The 24,131-nt window shown below is 68.6% G+C and carries 20 protein-coding genes and 1 pseudogene; 8 read left to right on the top strand and 13 right to left on the bottom strand.

Annotated elements, in window-relative coordinates:
* Positions 1-490: 490 nt before the first annotated feature.
* Positions 491-913, bottom strand: a complete 423-nt coding sequence (locus SL103_RS18815) for a hypothetical protein (RefSeq protein WP_069570148.1) — start codon at positions 911-913, stop codon at positions 491-493.
* A 1,519-nt stretch (positions 914-2,432) separates the two neighbouring features.
* Here SL103_RS18815 and SL103_RS18810 point away from each other — a divergent pair.
* Complete coding sequence (locus SL103_RS18810) at positions 2,433-2,858, top strand: hypothetical protein (RefSeq protein WP_069570147.1); 426 nt, start codon at positions 2,433-2,435, stop codon at positions 2,856-2,858.
* 364 nt (positions 2,859-3,222) lie between these two features.
* Here SL103_RS18810 and SL103_RS18805 read toward each other — a convergent pair whose 3' ends face one another.
* The 6 genes from SL103_RS18805 to SL103_RS18780 form a co-directional block, all read right to left on the bottom strand.
* Positions 3,223-3,837: a DJ-1/PfpI family protein gene (locus SL103_RS18805; RefSeq protein ID WP_432215360.1), complete on the bottom strand. Its 615-nt coding sequence runs from the start codon at positions 3,835-3,837 to the stop codon at positions 3,223-3,225.
* A 677-nt stretch (positions 3,838-4,514) separates the two neighbouring features.
* Positions 4,515-4,913, bottom strand: coding sequence for a nuclear transport factor 2 family protein (locus tag SL103_RS18800; protein ID WP_079146263.1), 399 nt, complete (start codon positions 4,911-4,913; stop codon positions 4,515-4,517).
* A 246-nt stretch (positions 4,914-5,159) separates the two neighbouring features.
* On the bottom strand, positions 5,160-5,459 hold the full coding sequence (locus tag SL103_RS18795) for a DUF6506 family protein (RefSeq protein WP_069573904.1): 300 nt from the start codon (positions 5,457-5,459) through the stop codon (positions 5,160-5,162).
* Positions 5,460-6,608: 1,149 nt separating this feature from the next.
* Entirely contained in the window at positions 6,609-7,253 is a 645-nt protein-coding gene (locus SL103_RS18790; RefSeq protein ID WP_079145835.1) for a TetR/AcrR family transcriptional regulator, read from the bottom strand.
* A 283-nt stretch (positions 7,254-7,536) separates the two neighbouring features.
* Positions 7,537-8,784 (bottom strand): glycosyltransferase, encoded by a 1,248-nt coding sequence (locus SL103_RS18785; protein ID WP_244303962.1) that lies wholly within the window; start codon positions 8,782-8,784, stop codon positions 7,537-7,539.
* 278 nt (positions 8,785-9,062) lie between these two features.
* Positions 9,063-10,073 carry an aldo/keto reductase gene (locus tag SL103_RS18780; protein WP_069570144.1) on the bottom strand — a complete coding sequence of 337 codons (1,011 nt, stop codon included), beginning with the start codon at positions 10,071-10,073 and terminating at the stop codon, positions 9,063-9,065.
* A gap of 1,101 nt (positions 10,074-11,174) precedes the next feature.
* Between SL103_RS18780 and SL103_RS18775 the strand changes: the two genes are divergently transcribed.
* Positions 11,175-12,140, top strand: a complete 966-nt coding sequence (locus SL103_RS18775) for a serine protease (protein ID WP_069570143.1) — start codon at positions 11,175-11,177, stop codon at positions 12,138-12,140.
* A 454-nt stretch (positions 12,141-12,594) separates the two neighbouring features.
* On the opposite strand, the gene SL103_RS18770 is transcribed toward SL103_RS18775, so the two are convergent.
* Positions 12,595-13,422 (bottom strand): hypothetical protein, encoded by an 828-nt coding sequence (locus tag SL103_RS18770; RefSeq protein WP_164492731.1) that lies wholly within the window; start codon positions 13,420-13,422, stop codon positions 12,595-12,597.
* Between the two features lie 75 nt (positions 13,423-13,497).
* Here SL103_RS18770 and SL103_RS18765 point away from each other — a divergent pair.
* A pseudogene (locus SL103_RS18765) lies at positions 13,498-13,770 on the top strand (ATP-binding protein); the annotation flags it as partial.
* A 20-nt stretch (positions 13,771-13,790) separates the two neighbouring features.
* Here SL103_RS18765 and SL103_RS18760 read toward each other — a convergent pair.
* The gene (locus SL103_RS18760) at positions 13,791-14,162 is read right to left on the bottom strand and encodes a hypothetical protein (RefSeq protein WP_069570141.1); all 372 of its coding nucleotides are present in this window, start codon (positions 14,160-14,162) and stop codon (positions 13,791-13,793) included.
* Between the two features lie 1,275 nt (positions 14,163-15,437).
* On the opposite strand from SL103_RS18760, the gene SL103_RS37945 reads away from it, so the two are divergent.
* Positions 15,438-15,575, top strand: coding sequence for a hypothetical protein (locus SL103_RS37945; protein ID WP_164492847.1), 138 nt, complete (start codon positions 15,438-15,440; stop codon positions 15,573-15,575).
* Between the two features lie 307 nt (positions 15,576-15,882).
* A complete protein-coding gene (locus SL103_RS18755) occupies positions 15,883-16,095 on the top strand; it encodes a hypothetical protein (protein WP_069570140.1) in 213 nt (70 codons plus the stop codon).
* Between the two features lie 21 nt (positions 16,096-16,116).
* On the opposite strand, the gene SL103_RS18750 is transcribed toward SL103_RS18755, so the two are convergent.
* Positions 16,117-16,521 (bottom strand): pyridoxamine 5'-phosphate oxidase family protein, encoded by a 405-nt coding sequence (locus SL103_RS18750; protein WP_069570139.1) that lies wholly within the window; start codon positions 16,519-16,521, stop codon positions 16,117-16,119.
* Positions 16,522-16,649: 128 nt separating this feature from the next.
* A complete protein-coding gene (locus SL103_RS18745; RefSeq protein WP_069570138.1) occupies positions 16,650-17,012 on the bottom strand; it encodes a hypothetical protein in 363 nt (120 codons plus the stop codon).
* A 996-nt stretch (positions 17,013-18,008) separates the two neighbouring features.
* Here SL103_RS18745 and SL103_RS18740 point away from each other — a divergent pair.
* Complete coding sequence (locus SL103_RS18740) at positions 18,009-18,581, top strand: hypothetical protein (RefSeq protein WP_069570137.1); 573 nt, start codon at positions 18,009-18,011, stop codon at positions 18,579-18,581.
* Here the strand turns inward: SL103_RS18740 and SL103_RS39605 are convergent.
* On the bottom strand, positions 18,555-19,052 hold the full coding sequence (locus SL103_RS39605) for a helix-turn-helix domain-containing protein (RefSeq protein WP_164492846.1): 498 nt from the start codon (positions 19,050-19,052) through the stop codon (positions 18,555-18,557). The genes SL103_RS18740 and SL103_RS39605 overlap by 27 nt on opposite strands.
* 69 nt (positions 19,053-19,121) lie before the next feature.
* Between SL103_RS39605 and SL103_RS37935 the strand changes: the two genes are divergently transcribed.
* The gene (locus tag SL103_RS37935) at positions 19,122-19,301 is read left to right on the top strand and encodes a hypothetical protein (protein WP_069570136.1); all 180 of its coding nucleotides are present in this window, start codon (positions 19,122-19,124) and stop codon (positions 19,299-19,301) included.
* 555 nt (positions 19,302-19,856) lie between these two features.
* Here SL103_RS37935 and SL103_RS18725 read toward each other — a convergent pair.
* Entirely contained in the window at positions 19,857-20,051 is a 195-nt protein-coding gene (locus tag SL103_RS18725; protein WP_069570134.1) for a hypothetical protein, read from the bottom strand.
* A 947-nt stretch (positions 20,052-20,998) separates the two neighbouring features.
* Between SL103_RS18725 and rph the strand changes: the two genes are divergently transcribed.
* Positions 20,999-23,605, top strand: a complete 2,607-nt coding sequence (gene rph, locus SL103_RS18720) for a rifamycin-inactivating phosphotransferase (protein WP_069570133.1) — start codon at positions 20,999-21,001, stop codon at positions 23,603-23,605.
* The last annotated feature ends 526 nt before the right edge of the window (positions 23,606-24,131 follow it).

Raw genomic sequence — 24,131 nt, 5'->3', positions numbered from 1 at the left:
ATCCGCGCGGGCGCGGGAGTCGTCGGCGGCCTTGGTGAACACGTCCTGGAGGAGGCGCAGCCGCTCGGTCGTGAGATCCAGGGCCTCCACGTCCGCACGGGATTCTCTCAAGGCCCACAGCGCCGTCAGGTCGACCGCTTCCCGAGGGTCCGCTTCCGTCTGGTTGCCGTGTCGGATGCGGCTGCCGGGGGCGCGAGCAGCTGCCCGGGCATCGCGGCCTGCTGGTGCGCGACGACGTCGTATGCCTGGCCCGCGCGGCGCCGGTGGTGCGCAGCTTCTCCCGGACCGCCGCGCCGGCGAGAACGGCCCGCTCGTACTGCAACGGGATGCGAGGTATCTCCCACTCCCCGGTTGATCAGTGGCGCCTCCCGCCAGGCGGGATCAGGGCCTTGAACTCTCTTCCCGAACGCCCGCCGGCGGGAGAGGGCCCGGCCGGTGCGCGGCCGTGGGCAGGGGGCGTGCCGGCTGTCCACGGCCGCGCTGGACGGCTTCAGCGGACGTGCACCGTCACCACGTCAGAGGTGTGCAGGCGCACGGGCTTGTGGTCGTGCCGGCTGGTCAGGCCGTAGAGCACCGCACGGAATTTCAGGTTGCCGCGGCGCGCGGAGGTGCCGTGTGCGGTGACCTTTGCGTCGCCGGCGACCGCGGGGCTGCAGTTCTCCTGGTGCCACCCTTGGCCGAAGCCGTTTTCCTCCAGGCACAGCTGGTGCAGGAAGCCGGCGCTGTCATCGTCGCCGTGTGCCTTGATCGTGATGGTCTTGCCGACATGCACGGTGCGCGGGGCGGTGATGTCCATCGTGCCTTTGGCGAACGCCGGTGCGGCGGCCAGGGTCACTGAGGCCAGCCCCAGCGCACCGATCACCATCGCACGGCCGCCCCGCGTCATCGCCCCGATCTTCTTCGTCCTGGTCATGAGCTTCCCCCTGCAGGCCCCCTCTGGTGAGGCCCGCCTGGTTGTGAAGGCGCCCGGTGCGCCTTGCTGACTGTCCAGATGGGCCGGGCGCCCCGCCCGTTGCCCCTCACCCGATGCCGTTACGAATTCACGACATGACCTGCCAATCGGGGCCTGTTCCCAACAATGGCTACCAAAGGGCTTCTTGGGGCTGTGGTCCGCTGGTGTGAGCTGCTGCCGCTGATCAGGCGGGGGAAGGCGTTGCTCGCGTCGCCGGGGGCGGGTACTGCCCTCCGTCCGCGCCCGGCGTGGTTGTGGGTGTGTTGGTGTGGGGGCTTCGGTCCCGACAGCGGTTTGTACGTCGGCGGGGTGTGGAAGTCGTCGTGGTCGCGTGCGGTGGAGGTGTTCGGGCGGTTCTGTTCCTGGCGCAGATGACGCGCAGGTTCCTGCCCGCGCACATGCGAACGTCGCTGGTGAAGGGCTTGTTCGCCGCCTGGAGCCGTGGGTGTGAAGAGACCGGCGTGGCCCGGGCCGGTCATTCGGGTCGGGGCCGCGCGGTGTGAGTAGGGGCTTGGAGGCTCCTCGACGGTGAGGCTGGGTCAGGCAAAGGGTGAGGGGGCAGGGCCTGGTTGATCGCGTGAGTCGTTGCGTGCGGGTTTTGAGGGACTGCTCGTGTGGGCCGCTCGGGGCCGCTTGTGTGTCCGCCCGGGACTGTCGAGACGGTCGTCGTCAGTTGTCGGTGTCGTTGGCGGGGGTGGTGTTGGCGGGGTGGTGTGCCAGTTGGTGACGATGGGCTTGTCGACCGTGACGGAGCCGGTGGACACGCGCGCCTGGTTCGGGGCGGACGTGCCGTTGGCCGCGATGAGGAACGTGAACTCGATGCCGCCGTCGTTGGTGTTGGCGGTCTGGGGTCGGGGTTGGGGTTGGGGTTGGGGTTGGGGTTGGGGTTGGGGTTGGTGCCGGCGTAGAGGGTCGTGGAACCACTGACTTGATCGCCGGGCCGACCGCCTGCTCTGCGCTGGTCACCTCGATGCCCTTCGAGTCGAAGGAGACTGAGGGCAACGCGCCGGGAATCATGCGGGTGATGCCGGGCGCGGCTGGCCGGCGTAGCCGGGCAGGCGGGCAGGCGGGCAGGCGGGCAGGCGGGCAGGCGGGCAGGCGGGCAGCAGGAGGTAGCCGCGGGCCGCTCTCGGGGCACGCGGGGAATGTCAGGTCGTCGCCCCCGCATGCCTGCCCGTAGCCCTTGGCGCCGGAGGGGGCCGGCCCGGTGCCCGAGGAGGGCGAACGGTGCTTGGCCGACGCGCCCGTTCGGGGATGAACCGGCTGTCTTGCCGCTGTCCGAGCCGCGCTGGGGCGCACCGCTGGATGCCTGGTTGGTGGCCTTGGCGGACGCCGCGGACTGCCCGCGTCGCGGGCGGTTGGGCGGGTGTTCGGAAAGGGGTTCGATGCCGTTGGAAGATCACGTAATGTGTGAACCGACCGAAAACGAACAAGCGTCGCAGTCGTTGCAACCGTGACTGCGCGGGGGGAAGGAAAACTCATGAAGGCATCTCGCATCCGGCGCGGTGTCGCCGGTGGCGTCGCCGTCGTCGCTCTGGCCGGGGCCGGTGTCCTGGCGAGTGCGCCGATGGCCGCGGCCAAGGCCAATTTGATCGCGGTCAACAAGGTCGCGCTGGACGGGGCGGGCCTGCGGGTGAACGTCACGTACTCCTGCGACCCGGGCATGAACCACCAGCTGGTCGCCAACGCCGAGGAGATCACCTCCGCCAAGCTCAAGGGGTACGGCGCGGGCACCATCAAGGTCGACAAGCTCGTCTGCGACTACGCCGACCACACCGCACAGGTCCGGCTCAAGCCGGCCGCCACCTTGGGCTTCGAAAAAGGCGACAAGGTGAAGGTCACCGTCTTCTACTTCGACGACGACGGCTTCCGCTACGCCGACACGACGGCCACCGCCACCGTCTGAGCGCGGCGCCGCCTGCCGCCAGGCCCTCGACCCGGCCACGTCCCGCAACTCGGGGCGCCACGGCCGGAGTCGAGGGCCTTTGGCGTGTCCGCGGTGGCGTCCGGGCTGGCGTCCGGTGTGGTGGCGGGGCAGTCGCATCCCCTGGAGGGTGCTGTGCGGGCGGCGGTGTACTCCTTGCGCAGCAGGAGGAGGCCGTGCCCTGTCGCGGTGCGGCGGTCTGAGGTTCAGCACCACCCCGCCGGCCGCGCCAGCCGCGCTGGCCGTGTCGGCGGCCGTGCCAGCGGCGGGCGGCCGCGTCGATGGCGCCCGGGCGGCGCCGGTGCCGGTGCCTGCGATGGTCCGGACGCCGCCATGTGAGGGCGCTTCAGGTGCTTCGCCAGACGACACCGCGCTGCTCGAACTCCATGACCGACGCGACGCTGCTGGCCAGGGACGCTCCGCACTCACGGGTGATCAGCCACAGCGCCAGATCAATTCCGCTGGTGACACCACCCGCGGTCACCAGATTCCCGTCATCAACGACACGCGCGTCAACCACCGTGCCTCCCTGCGCCGCCAGCTCAGCCTTGGCGAGGTGGTGAGTCGTGCACGGGCGGCCCCTGGTCAAGCCTGCCGCAGACAGCACCATCACTCCTGTACAGACGCCCGCGACGGTGACCCCGGCCTCCTGGGCCCGAACGAGGCTTTGTAAGACCTCTGAATCGTGGATCAGCTGATCACCGCCGCCCGGCACGATCAGAACATCGGAATCGGCGGGCTCCCATACAGCCGGCACCATGACCTCGGTGCCGAAGAAGCACGTCACCTTGCCAGGAGCCGAGGGCCGCACCAGTGCCGTCTGCACCGGGCCGCCCACACGCTCAGCGTGACCGAGAACGTCACGCGGCCCGACGAAATCCTGCTCCTCCACCCCGTCATACATGAGGATCTGAACGCGTAACGGCATCGACTGTCTCTCCCTGCTCGATGCGGCGTGCACGGCATCCGCGCACGCCGCGCGGTTTGCGACCGAACCACGACCGACGGCACGCGGGTCCCTACGCGCTCCATCGGCCCCGGCCCTGACGCCGGCTCGATCTCCTGACAGGCCGACGCCTCCCGGCAGCGAGCCACGGCGCGCCGGAACGCGCCAGCAGTCCGCGAATGTGCCCCCGGCGGGAGCCAGTGCGTGGTACGGCTCGCACAGGTGCGTCACGTGCAGCCTGCTCGCCTTCGCAAGTGCCGGCCTGCCGTAGAAGTCTGCTGCGCCCGTCGAGTAGTTCCCGCCCCATCCGGCTGATCTCCTGCTACGAACCCGGCCGGCGCAGCCACCCGGTCTTCCACCCCCTCCCCCGCAGCCGGCCGGAGCCTGCTTGGAAAACTGGCCGAACCCAGCGCATGTGAAGCCCCCTTGGGCACAGGATGTGTGTCGGGTGCGTCCGCCTGGCCGTTTTACTGGCCCGCCCGCGTGGGCGCCCCGCAACCTGAGCAGGCAGCGGACCGACGTCTCAGGAAGATAAGTCGGGCCACGGAGCGTCGATGGCGGTAGCCGGCCAGAGCTGAAGGGGGACGGCGAGGCCGTGCGTGAGCCGGTCGAGCGGCATCCGGACGGAGAGAACGGTGCCCGGGGGTGGCACCCGGTGGCCGTCAGGTGCCTCCCCCGGTCTTTCCCGCCGTTCAGACCGCCTCGAAGGCCCGAGCCAGGGCAAGGCTGTCCTCAAAGGTGACATAGCGCGTGATCTTGCCGTCTGCGACCGTGAAGTGGAAAGCGAAGGGAGACGAAAACGTCTTACCCGTCGCCTTCACGATGTGGCGCATGGTGCCCAGGGCCACCGCCTCGGTGCCCTCGACAAGGAGGTGCAAGACCGCGAAGTCCTCCGGCTGGAGGTGGTCGGGCAGCGTGGCGAAGAACTCCACGGCCTGCTGGCGCGTAGTGCGCCGGCCGGTCCAAGGCACTTCCTCAGCGCCATAGATGTCCCACTCGATCTCATCGGCGAACAGCTCGCCCAACCGGTTGGTCTCCCCGTTGTCCAGACGGCGGTAGAACTCCTCGACGACGGTGCGGGTCTCGCTCACGGTTGTCCCCCGTAGGTCGCGGGCCGCAAGGCCCATGGGTCATGCCCCGATGACGCGGCCGGCGATGGGACAGATGATGCTGCCCCGCCTGAGGCCGTCCTGGTCAGCGCAGGCCGGCCACCTGCTATTCCCCTCTCCCTACCGCTACTTGAGCCAGGTATCTCGCGGTAAGGGTCACAGGGGCAGCACGCACCCGGTGCCCGCGTGCCCAAGCACCGCCGGCTGACCGCTGCCTGCGACGTACGGTCAGGAAAAGATTGCGTGAACCTGATCGACTGCTTCGGGACCGTAGCCGACCGTGCCCACCGGGACCGCCCCGCCGATCGCCTCGATGACGCGCCCAGCCCACACAGGGCCAAACCCCCCACACAACTCGATCAACTGCACACCCTCCTCCACCAGACGCCGCGCAGCCTCAACACCCTCCTCGGGCCTGCCCACCCCCACCAAAACAGTCCGACACCTGCCGGTATCCACGACATTGACCTCGCCACCCGCAGCGCTGCCGGCCGCGGTGTAGATGAATCCCCAATGCGTAAGCGCCATGAACGCCAACCCCCTTACCCTCAAAACCCCAGCCAAACAGAAGTAAGCCAGCCACACAGAGCATCACCGGATTCCCGGGCGTGATACACCCACCCCCCCCCACACAACGGACACTCCACACCCACCACCACCTGAGAATCTCCTCCAACCATGCGAGAGGCCCCACCCCCGGATGCGGGAGTGAGGCCCTCGCGCGGGACACAGCCACCTGCTCCCCTCAGCCGGTGGGGCCCTGCTTGCGGCGGCGCATCCACCAGGTGAGGCCGCCCCCGCCACGGCCAGCGCCACGGCCAGGCCCGCGATCAGACCCACGGCGGTGGTGTTTCCGGTGTGGGCGAGGCCGCCGCCAGGGTTGTCCGTCGCCGACGGCCCGCTGTGGCCGCCACCGGGTGCGGACGGATCCGGCGCCGGGGTCGACGGGCTGTGCGACGGCGTGGGCCTGCCGGAGTCCGTCGGCGTGGGCGACGGGGTGGGCTCGCCACCACCGCCTCCGCGTTCACCAGAGGCGCCCAGGAAGACCCGCTCGGTGCCTCGGTAGCTGGTCTCCGCCTGCGTGGAGGTCTTGGTGGTCTTGTCCAGGTCACGGTGTCGGCGGTCGAACCGGGCATGTGTGATGTCGCGCTTGGGAGCCTTGGAGAAGTCGACCCCGCCCAACCCGAGCCGCTGCCCTCACGGCGGAACGGGTGCAGCAGCTCTCCAACACCGGCATGCGCTGGACATAGCTGCGCACGGGCGAGCGGTGGGGCCGGGGCAGGGTCTTCCTGCCCCGGCCCCGTCGGTCAGCCGCTCGGGGCGCGCCCCAGCACGCGCGGTGGCGTGGCAGCGTGGGTGAACGCCCGCAGGTGGGTCGCCGGCATCGGACATCGCGCGGTGGTAGTACGCCGCCGGTCGGCCGCCGCGGCCGCGCATCCAGCCGTCGGCAGCGTTTCCGAACCGGTGAGTCGGACCGTCACACTCCATGGAGGCTGAACCGGACTGCTTGGCCATCGTCACACATCACTGCGACGCAGGTACCTGCTGATGTTGCGCGGTGACTTGACAGCAACGAGCTGTACAGCCAGCCGCGTTCGCGTGTATCCAGCATCCGGCGTCACCTGATCGGGCTCCCGGTCGACGCACATCTCTGAAGATCGGAAAGGCAGCAGCTACTTAAGCGTCCGGGGCGACGAGGCTGCGGAGCAGGGGGGCGGCGATGCGGACGATGTCCTCCACGTCTGCCTCGGCCAGGTCGGGCATGTGCAGCAGAAAGCGTTGGGTGGCGATGCCCATCATGATCGCGCTGAACAGTGCGGCTCGCAGTCGTGCGTCGGGGGCGTCGATGGTGGCAGCGATGTGATCGGTGACTTCCGCGGTGACATGCCGGCGCAGCAGTTCTGCTGCTTCGTCGCTCGTCATGCTGGTTCGCAGGAGCACTGCCATGGGGCTGTCCGGATCCGCCGCCCAGGTGCCCAGCATGCCGCGCAGGCGGTTCTCCGCCGTGTGGTCGGGGTCGTTTGTGGTGAGTTGGTCATGGGGGATCCGCCATTGGACGGCCTCGCGGAACAGGTCCTGTTTGCAGCCGAAGTACTGGATCACCGAGGACTTGTCCACGTCGGCTTCGGTCGCAATGGCCCGGATGGTGGCGCGCTCGTAGCCGACCTCCGCGAACTTCCGCCGCGCGGCCGCCAGGATGCGCCGTCGTGTGCGCTCGCCTTTGCGCTCGTCGAGGGCGGCTTCCGTGGCGGGGCCGCCTGAGGCGGCCTTTCGCCGCGCGGCTTGTCCGGGCGCATTCGTCCCTCCATCGGCCCAGGTCAACGTCGGTCCCCTTTCCGGTGCGGGCCCTGATGCTACAAGTGCCTTGGGCGACGCCGAGCGCTTGAAAGGGGCGGGCCCGGAAGACTTCGCAGGGGAGAATCCGACATCGGGCACGGGTGAGGGCATATCCACCTCGGCTGCACTTCGTCCTGTGTCGCCCGGCCGCGGCGCGGCTGGTGGAGCGCCGCCGGGCTCCGGCCGGTGGAGTCTCCACAGCCGGAGCGCGGCGCAGCGGTGCGGTGCAAGCTTCCCGGTGGTCGTGTGCGGGCGGCAGCCGTCCCGCTCAGGCAGCCAGTGCTGCTGCGTCCTTCACCAGCCGGTCGAGGTCCGGCAGAGCGTGGGTCCGGCGCTGGATGCCTTGGGCGCGGAATCGGTAGGAGCGGTCGTCGAGTACGTTGCGCACCGCTGCGGCCAGCGAGTCGTGTGTGACGTTCTGGACGTCTATTCGTGTTCCGACGCCCAGTTCCTGGAGGCGGCTGGCGTTGTGGGACTGCTCGGCGAACAACGGCACGGCGACCATGGGGACTCCGGCCGTCAGCGCCTCTCGCGTCCCGTTGAAACCTGCGTGCGTAAGGAACATGTCGCTGGAGCGGAGCAGCAGTTCCTGCTGGACGAAGGAGGTCAGATGGACGTTGTCGGGGCGTGCCCCGTCCCACTGCTGGGGGGCGCGGTCGGCGCCCAGGGCAACGACACCGGTGACCGGCAGGTCTCCCAGCGTCTCGATGATGGTGTTGAGCAGGGTGTGAGCACCGCCGGGAAGTCGGGTGGCGTTGGAGCCGAGGGTGGCAAGGACGAGGGGCCGACTGGAGGGGAGTTGGGCGATGGCAGGGTCGAGACCGGCCTGCGCTGTCTGGGCAGGGACCTGGTAGTAGCGGGCGTTGGGCAGTCGGCTGTCTGTGGGGTAGAAGTCCTCCGGAACGACCCCTGCGCGGAAGGCGCGGAACGGATGCCAGGGGTCGTCGACCGGTGCCAGGCCGAGCTTGCTCCGCTGCCGGTTGAGCTCCTTGGTCACGGCGGGGTGGGCATAGGGCGCCATGGGTGCGATGTCCAAAGCGCCGTGTGGGATACCGAGGCGCTCTGCCGCCAGATAGCCGCCGTATTCGGTTGATTCGTGGAGTATCAGGTCGGGTTGCCAGTCCTTCGCCACTTCGAGGAGATCCTGGGCGCTGGACTCGGCGAGGTGCCCGACGAAGGTCGCCGCGAAGAAGTCCGGCGCCAGTTCGAGGGTCACCGACCCGGCCTTTTCCATGCCCGGCGGAGGCTGGAGTTCACCGCTCTGGAACGCCTCCCCCATCGACTGGAGGTGGGGCAGCGTCAACGCGGTGAGTCCACGCTTCTCGACGTGCTCGATGACGCTGGGCCCAGTGGCGACGGCCACCTCGTGGCCCGCGGCTCGGGCCCGTTGTGCCACCGGCAAAACCAAGGGGGCGAGGTGCGAATAGATTGCCTGTGCGGTGATGAGGATGCGCATGTGCTCGCTCTCCACGATGCGGTGCAGGCCCCAACCTGTGGGCTGCACCGCGGACTTCACGGCCAACTTCTCAAAAAATAAACGCTTGTTGAGAACCTAGCACTCGCACCCTTCACGCCCTCACAGACCCCCGCAACGACCCCTCCCCCTCGGCAACATCAAGCCAGGGGCCTCCGCCTCGTTCCCGCAGCGCGCGCGTGGCCCTGCTGCCAGCCGCGGTGACGGGCAGCGCGCGGATCACGCAGTCGCGCGCGACCGCCCGCAAGCACCGCCGGGCCGACCACAGGGCTGTGAAAGCCGAGGCCAAGGACTCGTCGAAGCCCCGGCGGTAGCCCGGACTACCGGGAGCCCGCCACCGGGTGCGGCTTGTAGAAGGACTCCTCCAGGTAGGCGGCCTCGTGCGGCTGGTAGGGCTCCTCCACGTAGGCGGCCTCGTCTTCGTCGAGTTCGACGTCCACCGCGGCAACCGCGTCGGCCAGCTGGGCCGGCTTGGTGACCCCGACGATGGGCGAGGTCACCGCCGGGTTGCGCATGACCCAGGCCAGGGCGATCTGGGCCGCGGACAGACCCCGCCTGCCCGCGATCTCCTGGACGCGCTCGGCCACCGCCTGGTCCCCGTCGCGGTAGAGGATCTTGCCGCCCGGGTCGGTCTCGGCACGCGCCGTGGCGGTGTCCCTGGCCCGCGTCAGCCTGCCCCGCGCCAGCGGGCTCCACGGGATCACACCGATGCCCTGGTCGGCGCAGAGCGGGAGCATCTCCCGCTCTGCTTCTCGGTGAATGAGGTTGTAGTGGTCCTGCATCGACACGAACCGGGTCCAGCCGTTCAGGTCAGCCAGGTACAGGGCCTTGGCGAACTGCCAGGCGTACATGGAAGAGGCTCCGATGTAGCGGACCTTCCCGGACTTGACCACGTCGTGCAGCGCCTCAAGAGTTTCCTCGATCGGGGTGTCGTAGTCCCAGCGGTGGATCTGGTACAGGTCGATGTAGTCGGTCCCCAGTCGCTTCAGGGAGGCGTCGAGCTCGGCGAAGATCGCCTTGCGGGACAGCCCGGCGCCGTTCGGACCGGGGCGCATCCGCATCCAGACCTTGGTGGAGAGAACGACCTCCTCGCGCCGGGCGAAGTCCTTGACCGCCCGGCCGACGATCTCCTCGCTGCTTCCGGCGCTGTACCCATTGGCCGTGTCGAGGAAGTTGACGCCACTCTCGAGGGCCTGCTTGATGATGTCCCGGCTGGCGTCCGCGCCCAGCGACCAGGGCTCGCCGCCCCGGTCCGGCTCGCCGAAGCTCATGCAGCCGAGGGTGATGGCGGAGACTTCCAGTCCGGTCGTTCCGAGTTTGATGTATCGCATACTTCCGAACCTAGGAATTGAAGTGCGCTCTAACGCAATACGTCTCGGTCCGGCATTCGGAGGCGTGGGGCATGTGCGCCCTGTCAGGTTCGACCGTTTCGGCCAGACGCACCACAGAACCCAGCGGTAGCGAATAACAAACTGTCAATTCTCGGCCGAGCGCGTGAGGCGGTACTCAGCCCCCCGACAACAAACTGCCCTCGCGGGCCCGTCACCACGACCGAACATCGCTCGATCACCAAGAGATTCCGCGGGTCCGGGCGGCGGCATCGCGGCCCTCGCGACGACGCCTCTACCCGCGGCATCTCCAAGGGCCGGCCTCGGTGCTCACACCCGCCGGCCGACGCGCAACACCCCGGGCGCCGTCGCGCACCCCGGGCTCCCACGTGGAACGGGCGTCGCTGCCCGTGGTGCGCGCCCCACACGGGGCGGGAACGGCCTACGGCCTCGCACCCTGACTGATGTGCCTGCCGCGCCGGGGGCATCATCGGTCGGACAAGTGCGCGTCGGCCAGGATGACCGCTCGCACCGCTCCAGTGAACCTGCCTCCCCAAGCCGGTTACCCGGCTTGCCTGCGTTCCGGATCCCCGGGCGCCACACCGCACAGCGGATACCCGAATGCTTAACCCCACCCGGATACCCGCAGGTGAACAGGATTTATGCCTGCGCGTCGGACGCGGCCATCACAGCGTCGATGAACCAGATCTGCGGCCGCGGCCCCTACGCCTCTTCACAGGCGGCAACCCAGGCGACCGGGCCACGACCGCTGCTCGCCACGTGACGGATGGGCTGGCCGGCGGTTTCCAGGCACAGGTGGCTTTATTCGCGGGTCGTGACAGCGGTTGTTCACGGGAGTGGAGGCGCCCCGATCGACGGTCGGGTGATGTTCACGAGCTTTGACAGCACTGCGGTTCTTGCTGGGACAGCGTCGGGATGCTCCTGGCGAACGGGGCTAGGGCAAGCCACACTCCAGGCGCCGGGTTTTCCCCCGTGCAGAGGGGGCTGACCCCACCATCGACCGGCCCGCTGGCCGGATGGTCCTGCAGGTATCGGACAACGAGGCTGAATGCATACCGCCCACCAAGCACAAGGGAACCCTCTGTGATCAGCTTCAAGCCGCCGCGCCGCCGTACCGCCCGCACCGCTGCCATCGGCGCTCTCACCGCTGCGGCCTGCATCACCGTCATGGCCGGCAGCGCACGAGCCATCGTCAACGGGTCGGACTCCACCGAGAGCTACCCGTTCATGGCGGTCATCCCGGAGTCCGCCCCGGACCAGGGTGTGCTCGACGGGAACTGCGGGGCGTCGCTGATCGATCAACAGTGGGTGCTGACGGCGGCTCACTGCATAAAGAGCGAGGGGCTCAAGCTGGACGGCATCGTGCGGGTCGGCAGCGACCACCGCAAGTCCGGCGGCACCGTCCGAAAGATCGACCGGGCCTTCGTCCACCCCGGCTATACGAACGGCGACAACAAGGTCGCCAACAACAACGACATCGCACTGATACGCCTGGACCGCCCGGTCACCCAGCAACCCATCAAGATCGCCGAGCAGCCAGGGCAGCCCGGCACGCCGACCCGGCTCCTGGGCTTCGGCACCACCGTCGAGCCCGAGTTGAAATTCCCGGACCGGCTGCAGCAGCTGAACACCCGCAGAGGCGCCAAGTCCGAGTGCGCGCCCGGATACGCGGACCGAACCCGGCTGTGCACGATCACCACCGTACCCAAGGCCATGGCCTGCTTCGGGGACTCCGGCGGACCGCAGATCCAAAAGGGCCGCAACGGCCGCTGGGAGCTGATCGGCGTCACCTCCGGGCCCGGCGCCCCGAAAGTACCGTGCTCGCAGGGCCCCGGCCTCTACACCAGCGCGCCCGCCTACGCGAGCTGGATCGACAAGACCATGAAGACCAACAGCGCCCCGTCGACCGCGGCCAAGGGCTCTGACCTCGCCGAGACCGGCACGAACGACAACACCGCAGTGATTGCCGGCCTGGCCGCCACACTGATCACCGCCGGCGGCGGCACCGCCCTCGCCGTACACCGCCGCAAGACCCACCACGCCGCCTGAGCACACCCGCCGCAACCCAAAGCGGCGACCCCTCGCCAAGGTCGGTCCAGCCATAGGCGCCGAGAACGGCGCCCCTTGGGCGATGCAAGGGTGCTGACGCGGTTCTCGTACTCGCGGCGCGCTTTGCGCTGGGCCGGGACCGCCGGGACCCCCTGACCGCCGTCGAGCGGCTGGCAGCGGACGAGGAGCTGGCGGTGCACGGCGGGGGCGACGCTGACGCGTAGCGTGTAGCCCTGGCCGCGCCGTACGGTCACGCCCGGGTCGAGCGCGGCCCGCTCGGCGGGCTCCAGCTCGGTGGTGCGGAGGAAGTCGGCGACCTTGCCGGGTGTGTCCAGGGTTCCGCTCCGGCGGCATCGGACCGCGAGCCTGGCGTACTGACCGGCTGGGGAGACGCTGCGGCGGCAACCACCAAGCGCACAGCACGTACGGGTGAGGGCCCGGGGCAGAGGCGGCGTTAGCCCTGATAGCTCCGCTCCTGCGGTCGGGGGCGTGTGGCACCGAGGATGAGCCGTTCGAGCTCGGGGTCGTTCCAGGGCCGGTCGACGGTGAGATCGCGGCGACGTCCGGCTGAGATGTCGGCGTACAGATCAGCGTGCGCGCCCGCCGGGTCGCCCCTGTAATCGGTGATGCGCAGTCCGGTCCACGCCCAGTACAGAGAGGCGCCGAGGGCGAAGAGTTCGGCCAGCGCGATCAGCGGGACGTGCTGGTCTTCTTCGGTGGACAGGAGTTGGTGGGCGGTCTCCGGGGCGATGACGTGGATCAGCCCGCCGCGGTAGGGGTGCGACAGCGGGAGGCCGGGGTGGTGGACGGCGTTGTCGTAGTCGATGAACTCGACGCCATCACCGGCGAGGATAGCGTTCTCGGCCTGCATGTCGCCGTGAATCCAGCCGGCTTCGTGCAGTCGCTCCAGAGCGGCGAGCGCGGTACGGGCCGTCTGTCGCATGGCGGTGCGCTGGTCGGTGGTGGTGTGGCCGTCGCGGGCGGGGGTGAAGACCTCCCAGAGGCTGGAGCCGTCGATCCAGGGCACGGCCAACCACCGTCCACCGATGCCGTCACCGTGCCGGGCGCCGGGGTGGAGCCCTTGGTGCTGGAGCAGGCCGTACGCGGCAGTCTCGTGCGCGAGGTGCCCGCGGGCGCCGGGCACGGCGGTCTTGACGGTCCAGTCGCCTGCCCGCCATACGTTGGCGCCCTTACGGCCGCTGAGGTGTTTGGGCGGACCGCCCACGCCAAGGGCGTCGAGCGCGACGGAGACCAGGGCGGTGGACGAGGCGGTGGGTTCCATGACCGGGCGTCTCCATGGGAAAGCGTCGAAGCGGGGTGCGGCCTTCAGTCGGCCAGCCGGCCGAGCGCAGCGAGGCTGCTCTGCATCGACGAACTCGGCTACATGGAACTCGACCGCCGCGGCGCCGAACTCCTCTTCCAGGTCCTGACTGAACGCGAGGAGAAGAACAGCGTCGCCATTGCCTCCAGCGAGTCCTCCTCCGGCTGGACCAAGACCTTCGCCGATCCCCGTCTCTGCGCGGCCATCGTCGACCGCCTCACCTTCGACGGCAACATCACCGAAACCGGCACTGACTCCTACCGACTCGCCAGCACCCGCGCTCGCGCCGAACAACAGGCGGCCAGGTGAGCCGGGGAAGGTATCGGCGCTCACTGAACGCCGTCAAGGCTCCCGAAGACACGGGTCACCCACTGATCCATCCGGGTCCTGAAGTCCGACACCGAGGTGATATCCGAAGCCGGCAAGCAACCGGCGTCGTCAAGGCCAGCGACGAAGTCCACGTCGGCCCAGCCGCCACGGAACAGCACAACGGACAGCACGGTCTCCGCCTGACCGGATATGACCATGCCGACCGAGTCCGGATCACGAACCCGGTCTCTGTCGGTCTCCAGGGGCTGAGGCCAGGACGCCTCCGCATCCCTCCAGGTCGCTCGGCGCACTTCAAGGCCGGCCGCCGTCCAGCCCACGGCCCGCTCGGCCAGAACGACAGCCACTTCGTCGAGATCAACAACTCTGTCCATGAGGGGATGGTCCCTCAACGTGACTCACATACCCGTAGCCCATGAGCTGCGCCTATGAGCGAGACCTCTAGATGACCAGGGCACGTTTCTGACGTACTCCGGTTGCCCTCGTCAAAGCCCCGCCGAACAGTTCGGCGGGGCGATGCCATCACAGTGGAATCGAATGGGGGGCTCAGGGTCGCTCTCGCACCTCGATACCGTCGTACGTCCCGCCGACGCAGTTGCCCAGCCCGGGCTCGATCTGCATAACCTGCCCGCCCCCGTCCAGGCACTGTTGCGGGGAGATCCAAGTATCCGCGTTGGCGAATCCCGCGCTTCCCAGCGTGAGAGCAACGGTCGCGGCGCATAAGGCAACCGCTGTAAGAGCACGACGCATGGGGACATCCTCGGGTCGAGTTGGTTGGGAACCAGCTGACCAGCAGTATCTGCGGACGTCGATGGTGTCGTACACCCCGCACGCGCGGCACTCCACCGGCGCGCACTGGCCCTCGCACGCTGACCGGGGCCGCCGGAGCTGCACTCGCGCGGGCGTGCTGAGCGCAGCACGGACCAGTCTCCGCCGAACGATCAAGACCCAGAGCAAAGGAGAAGCCTCACCAACACCGACTCACATACCCGTAGCCCAGGAGCTGTGCTTACGAGCGAGACCTCCAGATAACCGAGCGTGCCCCGCTGTGGGACCCTCTGGTCGCCAACAGCGATCCGCGGCCGCCAGCTGCACACCGGCGCCCTCTCGGCGTCGCCCGCCTCGGCGACACCACAGGCGCCCCGCCCTGCTCCCCCTGGGCGCAGCCGGATGCACACCGCCTCATCCTCACGGACGTCCAGGAGCTCGCCCTCTCGATTCCCAACACACGCGGGCAACTCGGACCGTGGTGGCCGTCGAAGGACCTCGTGCACCAGGTCCTCCTCCAACTCCCCCACCTCGTTCCGGAGGGCACCTCATGAGCGGCCGCCGCACCGGCCCCCCAACCCCCCGTCCGCGCCCGACGCCGACGGCCCGATCCCCTTCCCCCGCAAGGCCAAGCTGGCGTGCCGCAGCGAACCGAAGCCGTTCGCCATCGAGGACATCACCGGCCGCGCCGAGCGGGGAGAAAGCCCTCGCCGAGGCGCGGCTAGCCTTGCTCCCGCTGCCCAATCGTCACTGGCTGCCTGCAACGAGCCCTGGCCAACAAGCAGCTGACGCCGACCGGAGTGTGAGCGGCAACCGCCGCCCGTCAACGGACCATCCTCCGCACAGACCTTGTACGACGCCTCGGGGACGACTGGGTCGGCGTGGCCGCCGAACAGGCCCGCCACAAACAGGAGAAGCAGCGGGCAGTCCGCACCGTGCCGCCGACCGTACGTGAGCAGGTGATGGCGCGGCTGGAGCTGGAACTCATCCCCAGCCAGCTCACCCCGTACGAGCCGTGACGTGAACCGATGCCACCGGCCCGGCAAGCGCAAATTTCGCGACCCCGCAGCAGGCATGAAGGCGGCGGCATGACGCTCAATGATCGTCTGGTCCTCGACGGATTCCTGGACGAGCCGACCATGCCCGGCGACACCACCGGATCGACCGCACGGTTCCGCCTCACTGTCTCCCCCACACACGACAGCACCGGCGAGATGGTCCTGCCATGCAGCGTCGCCGACCCGGTGATGGGACACGCTGTACTGCACGACCTGGCCCCCGATCAGCTCCGCGTCACCGGCTACCTGCACCTGCCGCACCGAGCCAATGTCCCTGGCAGTCACGGAGCTGCACGTACTGGAGTCCGCGCCGTTGCTCGACGCCCCTGCTTCGCCTGCACTCCGGCTCAACGTCACCAACCCCACCTGCGCACAAGGCGGGTCCCGCCACCGGATCGAGGTCCGGGCGACGGGGGCTGCCTTCCTCGCCTTTGTCGGCATCGCCGCAGTCCTCATCTGCCACCGTCGGCTCGTGGCGTGAGGTTGACTCCCGCCACCGCCGTCACTGGGCCGTGCCAGCCAACAGCCACCGACGCACATGCACTTCCAGCAGCACCCGCTTGCTTCCGGGGCGCGTGGGCGCGGATACGTCCCACCCATATTTGTGCTCGAACGCGGTCACGACCTCGCGAGGGAACCCATCACGAATCAGTAATGCGTCTCCTTCGGCGACGACCGGGAACCGACCATCCTCCAAAGCCAGGGACACGCGGGGCTCCTTGCGGATATTTCTGACCTTGACGGAGCTCTGATCCGAACCGATCCACCACCGGGAGTTCTGGTAGACGAACCAGACAGGCGTGACGTGGGCAGAGCCATCCGGACGCACGGTGCACAGCCAGACGTTCTTTTCCTCAGCCAAGCGCAAACGGACGGCTGGGCCTGGCTCGTTCACAAGATCGCTCACTCCACTATCCGACCAGCAGATGTCATGAAACACATCGGGCAGCGCGTCGGACCATCGACCTAGGTCTCGCAGCCCAAAAGAAACGGCGTTTTAGCACTGTGGAGCGCCCGATCGCAGTTGCGGCAGGCTCATGGAAGCGGGATCGAGCCGGGAAGGTCGTACCAGGTGCCGGAGCGGCCGTCGTTGTCGATGTCGATGTAGATGCGGCCGTCACCAGCGTAATGAGTCCGCCCGAGGGCGTACGGGCTGGCGCAGTCGATGTTTATGCCGTCCCTGGAGTTGACCGCTTTCGTGAAATCGCAGCGCTTGCTCGTGATGACGACGTCGCCCCGCTCCAGCCGGGTCTCGACGATGAATGCGTCTACCTTGCGTGCTCCGCCCCCGTCATCGACCGTGCCGTAGCCCCGCCCCTGGTACTTTCCTCCGCCTCCGCCAACGCAGAATTGGTATTCGACTTCTATGTTCTCGCCAGGCGTGTCGAACTCCCGCATCCAGTTGTGTCCGCTGCACACCTCTTCGGCCTGAGCCTCGGGCCCGGTGACGACAATCCTCTTACGGCAAGCGACAGGGCCGCCAAGAAGGTTACTGAACGCTTGAAATGACGTGAAATAAGTATCCCTTCGGTTTCGAAGCGGCGGCGCGTGGGTCGTCGAACGTCCAGCCAGGGAAAGCCCTGGCCGGCCTCACCCATCGCGCCTTTCGCCTAACGGGGGCGCTGGCGTAGCGAATGGCCGTCGCAGCAATTCGCCACACCAGCGGTGGGGAGAGCCTGTTCTGCTTCCGGTGAGGACAGCACACAGTTTGCGGCGTGTGCCGCGCCGGCCAGGGCCCCCCGCTCCAGCATCACGGCGATGCAGCCAGCCGGGGCGGCCGATCATGCCTGCAAGGCCCCCTCACTGTGGTTCCTTGCTCGACACCCCCGTGGCCGGGGCCCTGGTCCTGCGGTTGATGGTGACCGGACGCCGCGTGTCTGTGCTCATGCGCGTGCAACGGGCACCGCCGGGACCATATTCCGTCACCGTGTCAGGCGCGACGAGGTACGAGCCCCAGCAGTACGCGCTCGACACGAGGCCGGCGCAGCCTGCCAACGTGCTCGTGCCTCCTCATAGCGCCCTCGCAGCTTCGTCGACGGCACCTCATTCACCAGCAGGTGCACGGCCCGGCCTGAGCGGGGACTCCTTGCCACCGCGGTGACCACAAGGGGGCCCGAGCAGCGCTGCGACCTGTGGCAGGTTCCGCCCGGCGCGTCACGAGCACCGCGAAGAATCTCCGGTTGTGTGGGTGGTGAGCCTGCCCAGTGCCCCTCGTAAACGCGGCCGATCTCCCGCAGTAAGGAGGCTTACTGACCAGGCCCGGAGCAATCACACATCGCAGGGCGTTAATTAATCCGATGTCGGGCATGTCCTACTCGCGTAGGCGAACCGGGGGTCACGCGCCAGAGGCAAGTTCCGGGGCCCGCGGTACTTCAACCAGGGAGGGGAAGCCAGATGGCGAACGAGCTCAAGTACGGCGACAAACTGGCCTTACAGAACGGGTACAACAACTGGGCGGGCGGCTACCTCGACACCAACTCCACAAGCAGCGCCGCAGGTGCCCTGTACAAGGTCTCGACCGCACCGACCCCCACCCGCGGCCCCGGCACCGGCACGTGGCAGATCCTCTCGACCGCCGGCAAGGCCACGGGGCAGCTCGTCCAGAGCGGGGACGTGGTCTATCTCCGCAACCTGTACGGCAACGGCAGCTACCTGGACACCAACGGGGGGGCAGCCACCGCCCAGCAGGCCGCCGGCGGCTTGTACGCCGTTACGACCTCCCCGAACCAGGACCGCGCTCCCGGTACTGGCCGGTGGCAGATCTTCGCCCAGACCTCCACACCTACCGACAAGAACGTCCGCGCCGGTGACGTCCTCCTGCTGTGGAACCTCTACAGCGCCAACGGCGGCTTCCTGGAGACCAACGGCCTCGGCACAGAGTCAGGCTCCGCGTACTCCGTCTGCACCAACGCCTACTTCAACCGCGCCGCCGACGTCACCCTATGGAAGGCGTCCCTCGTGCCCTGACCCTTCGGCGCAGTGAGTTCCACCAAGCCCCCGACCTCCAGGATGAGGTTGGGGGCTATACGCACGTGCGGGCATCGGCGCCATGCACGCGCCCAGAACATTCTTCAGGCCGAGCCGGATGCACCGAGCTGTGAGGTCGATTGATCTCGGTGGCAGCAAGCGTGCCTTCGTGACGACCGCCGCACGTCGGCACACCACGGCTGCATGATCGCGCACAGTCACGAGGCCAACTACCTCTCGGAGGGGCCAAGTACCTCTCTTCGTCACAGCCGCCGACCGAAACCGACAGGCGCGGGTCCGGAGGCATTCGCGCGGTGCGTTGGACGGGATGCGGGTTCTGCCGACGTATTCGGGGAGGGGCTCCGGCACGATCCATCGACCACCGACTCGGTGCGCGGCGAGCGCTTCTGTGCGGCACCAGGCGCTCACCGTGTTTGCGGTAACGCCGACCAGCTCAGCAATCTCGGTCACCGTGTACCCCTCAGGCGGGCATTCGTGGCGCCCGCACCGACAGCGCAGAGGTTCCGCAGATGGGACTGCGTGCTCTTCCAGAAGTCCGTTGATTGTGCGCAGGTCGTCGAGCAACTGGTCACGGCGTTCGCTCAGCTCCTCCTTGCTGGGGGGCTCGTCGGTCTCGATGACCGTCACATCGTCGTCGACGGCAGCGGCTCTGCTGCGGTGCGGGGCACGTTCCGGATTTCCACGACCGTGCCGTCGTAAGGGTTGAGGCGCGGGTTCTTCTTCGAGCCGCCCGCCGGCCATCCCACGATGCCGCGCCCCTACCACATGGCGTACACGTCGCATCCGCGGCAGCACCGACTCGTGCACCAGGGCTGCCGAGACCGGCTCAGTGCTCGAGCGGCCAGCGAAAGCTCCCGTCGTTCTCAGTGCCCTGGCGCGGCGATCTGTTCGGGTGGCAAAGCGGACTTCGGCCACCGTTGCGCAGGGGGCGAGTACAGCGCCGCCCTGCCGCCTCCCAGTCATGCCTCGGGGAGCTCTCCCAGGGGTCGCCCCTGCTCTGCGCGTGCTAAGGCGACAGCCGCCAGTTCGCCGGCGTCCTGGAAGGTCGGGCCACTCCACGTCCGCGGAGCGACGACCGGCTGCAGGGTGACACTGGTGCCGCACTTCCTGGCTGCCTCCACGACGCCCAGTGCGACCAGTTCCGCGGCGACGAGTGTGGTGACATCGGCCCAGCTGTACGGAAGCGTCATGGCGGCAGGAAGGGCCACCAGTAGGCAACTCCCTGCAGGACAGCGGAAATTGCCGGCAGATCCTTCACCGCCGCGCCCGCGTGCGGAAGGCCGTGATTCCCCACAGCAGAGGAAACAGCAGGCAAGCGATGGCAGCTACCGCGAAGAGCGGCATGGCGATCACGTTCCCCATGCTTCCGCCGCCAGGTGAGTCGTCGCCCGGATCGACCACCGGGTGGACCACGTGCCAGTGCGCGAGGAGCGTCGCCTGCGCGAACACGGCAGGGAAGACGGCTGAGGTCAGGGCGGCCGCCCCGTGCCGGCGCCACGATCGGGTCGCCGCGCAGCCACTCGCTGCCGCCGCTACTCCTTGTCCGTTCCACTACTAGAGGCCGCACCGACCGCGCGCCTGGTGTCTGAGTTTGCCACAACAGGTTTCTGCTGGTCAGCACCGTTGAGAGTAGGCGCTCACCGGGGCACTTATTTGCCATCGGTATGCCGGTCCGCACGTCCCGAATCAAGCACCGGACAGTGCGACAACGAGTCAGGGATTGCTCCACTCGAGCCCCTCCGCCCGCGGACGGTGAGTGAACCGTCGGCGTCGAGTGACCACGGACCGTGAACCGGCTGCAGCCGTCGGTGTTTCCACCGCGTGGTCGTGGATGCCAGCGGGCATCCCGGCCTGTCGCAGGCGAGATGGCTCCAGCTGGTCAACACCCGCCTCGGGAGCGTCCGAGGGGGATCGAGCCCCCGTTTCGGGCCTGGGCCAGCGACGCGTTCCCGTACGCGGCGCGCCACCGCTTCGCGAGATCTTGCCGGTCCCGGCGGAAGGTAAAAGGGAAAGGCAAGGAGAGCACTCTCCTTGCCACTCTCAAGTTATAGCGCGAGGGGGGGCTTGCGGCAAGACCCGGGTCACGGCACAGAATCGTCGGCCGATGCCACAACCTGCGGAAATGAGGGGCACGACGTGCGTGTGTTGTTGTCGACGTACGGGGGACGCGGTGACGTCGAACCGGTGGGGCCTGCAGTGCGGTTGCGGGCGCGCGGGGCGAAGGAGCTGCGGGGGTACGCGCCGTCCGAGAGGGCGGAGCGGCCGGCCGGCTCGTCGAAGGGAAGGCAACCAGAGGTGAGGTCGTGCCGGACAAGAGGTTGGACAGAGTGGGAGGCGCCGGTGAGGCGACCGGCGACCGCAGTGCGACGGAACACGGCTGCCTCGGAGGGATCCCGATGATCGAGCAGTACGTGTTGGATCTTCAAGAGATTGACGAGACGCAGGTCGCGGTCGTTGGCGGCAAGGGCGCGCACCTGGGCGGGCTCTCGCGGATCGAAGGCATCCGCGTGCCGGCCGGCTTTTGCGTGACGACGGACGCCTTCCGGCGGATCATGGCCGAAGCGCCGTCCATCGACGATCGGCTCGATCAGCTGTCGCGCCTGGACTCGGACGACCGGGAGGCGATCCGCACGCTCAGCGCGCAGATCCGCCGGACCATCGAAGAAATCGCCCTCCCGGGCGATGTCGCGGCGGCGATCACCCGCGCGCTCGCCCGGCTCGGCGAGCAAGCCGCGTACGCCGTCCGCTCCAGCGCGACGGCAGAGGACCTGCCGACAGCCTCCTTCGCCGGCCAGCAGGACACGTACCTGAACATCGTGGGGCCGGCGGCGATCCTCCAGCATGTCAGCCGGTGCTGGGCCTCGCTGTTCACCGAGCGGGCCGTGACCTACCGCCAGCGGAACGGCATCGACCACCGGACGGTCCACATGGCCGTGGTCGTGCAGCAGATGGTCTTCCCGCATGCGGCCGGCATCCTGTTCACGGCCGACCCCGTCACAGGCAACCGGAAGGTCGCCACCGTGGACGCCGGCTTCGGCCTCGGCGAGGCACTGGTATCCGGCCTGGTGAACCCGGACGTCTTCAAGGTGCGACACGGCGAAGTCGTCGCCAGGACGATCGCCGCCAAACAGCGTGCCGTACACGCCCTGCCGGCCGGCGGTACGCAGGAAGTGGCGATCGACTCGCCGCGGCAGGAGCAGCCGGCGCTGACGGATGCGCAGGTCGTACGGCTCGTGCAGCTCGGGCGTCGGATCGAAGCGCACTTCGGCCGCCCGCAGGACATCGAATGGTGCCTGATCGACGAGGACTTCCAGATCGTGCAGAGCCGGCCGATCACGACGCTGTACCCCATCCCCGAGACCGACGACCAGGAGAATCACGTCTACGTCTCCGTCGGACATCAGCAGATGATGACCGACCCCATGAAGCCCCTGGGGCTCTCCATGTGGAAGCTGACGGCCATGGTGCCGATGCACGAGGCCGGCGGGACGCTGTTCGTCGACGTCACCCGGCGCCTGGCCTCGCCCGCGAGCCGCGCCGCCCTCCTGGACCTCGTGGGGAGAGGCGATCCGCTGGTCAGGGACGCTCTGGAGACCGTCCTCGACGGCGACGATTTGGTCCCCTCGCTCCCGGACGCGGTTCCCGGCGGGCCGCCGGCCGGCGGAGCGGCCGCCCCGATCGAGACCGATCCGGCCCTCGTCACCGAGCTGATCGAGCGCAGCCAGGCGTCCATCGCCGCCCTGGAGCGCGACATCCGGACGAAGACCGGACCGGCACTGTTCGACTTCCTGCTGGAGGCATTCGAGGAGCACAAGCGGGTCCTCAGTGATCCGCTGAGCATACGGGCGATCATGGCGGGGATGGAGGCCACGTGGTGGCTCAACGACAAGCTGCAGGAGTGGCTGGGCGAGAAGAACGCGGCTGACACGCTCACCCTGTCCGCCCCCGACAACATCACGTCGGAGATGGGACTGGCGCTGCTCGACGTCGCGGACGTGATCCGCCCGCATGCGGAGGTGGTGGCGTTCCTGCAGCGCGTCGAGTACGCCGAGGACGCGGCCTTCCTGGACGAGCTGGCGAAGCTCGCGGGCGGGACCGAAGCGCGCGACGCCATCGAGAGCTACCTCGACCGGTACGGCATGCGCTGCGTCGGCGAGATCGACATCACGAGGCCGCGCTGGCGGGAGCGCCCCACCACGCTCGTGCCCGTGATCCTCGACAACGTCAGGAACTTCGAGCCGGGCGCCGCCGAGCGGCGCTTCGAGCAAGGGCGGCAGAAGGCGCTGAAGAAGGAACAGGACGTGCTGTCACGCTTGCGGGCCCTGCCGGACGGGGACCGGAAAGCCGACGAGACCAAGCGGATGATCGACCGGGTCAGGACCTTCATCGGGTACCGGGAGTACCCGAAGTACGGCATCGTCAGCCGCTACTTCGTCTACAAGCAGGCGTTGATGGAGGAGGCCGAGCGCCTCGTACAGGCCGACGTGCTTGCTGAGAAGGAGGACGTCTTCTACCTCACGTTCCAGGAACTCCGTGACGTCGTGCGCTCGAACCAGGTGGATGACCAGATCGTCAAGCAGCGCAAGGACGCGTTCCGGTCGTACGACGCGCTCACCCCGCCCCGGGTGCTCACCTCGGACGGTGAGGCCCTCACCGGGGCGTACCGGCGCGACGACGTGCCGGCCGGCGCCCTGATCGGCCTACCGGTTTCCGCCGGGACCATCGAGGGGAGGGCCCGCGTCATCCTTGACATGGCGGACGCCGAACTCGAAGCGGGCGACATCCTGGTCACGACCTTCACGGACCCCAGCTGGTCGCCGCTGTTCGTCGGAATCGCGGGCCTGGTGACGGAGGTGGGCGGCCTGATGACCCATGGCGCGGTGATCGCCCGGGAGTACGGCTTGCCGGCCGTCGTGGGCGTGGAGCACGCCACCCGGCTGATCCGGGACGGGCAGCGGATCCGCGTGCACGGAACCGGCGGGTACATCGAGCTCCTGCCTTGACCGACCGCGCCGGGAAGACGTCACCTCACAGCGCGGTGAGGTCGAGTACCGGCTTGCCGGTGGTCGCCCCTGCCTCGATCCTGCGGTGAGCTGACGACAACTCGCTCCAGTTCCAGAACGTCGACCCTGCTCCTCAGTTCTCCCTCGGCCGATGCCTTCACCGCCCGGTGCAACCTGCCCTGACCCGGCAGGAGGGCCGGCGGCGAAGGCGGCCAGGTCGAAGCCCGGCCCGCACCCCTCGCGGGCGCACGGACACGGACAGCGCCTCGTCATGAGCCGGGAGCAGCGCAATCTCCCTCCACCGCCGTGGGTGGGCCGTACGTCCTCCGCGGGGTGGGGCACCCACCCGCGAGGCGCTCTCGATCACGCTCGTCGAAGCCGGGGCCGTTGTCGAGGTCTGCGGCGGCACCGCGCTCGGCACCGGCCGCCGGCGAAGCCCCGTCCTCGTACTTCGACCACGGACCGGCATGAGCTCGCAGGACGTCGCACTGTTCGGCCCACGTGAGGAGTTGAGGCCAGCCGCTTC

It is taken from the genome of Streptomyces lydicus (assembly GCF_001729485.1).
In the GTDB taxonomy this organism is placed as follows: domain Bacteria; phylum Actinomycetota; class Actinomycetes; order Streptomycetales; family Streptomycetaceae; genus Streptomyces; species Streptomyces lydicus_D.
The sequence above is the reverse complement of the archived record's forward strand: the minus strand, read 5'-3'. Positions and strand labels throughout refer to the sequence as shown.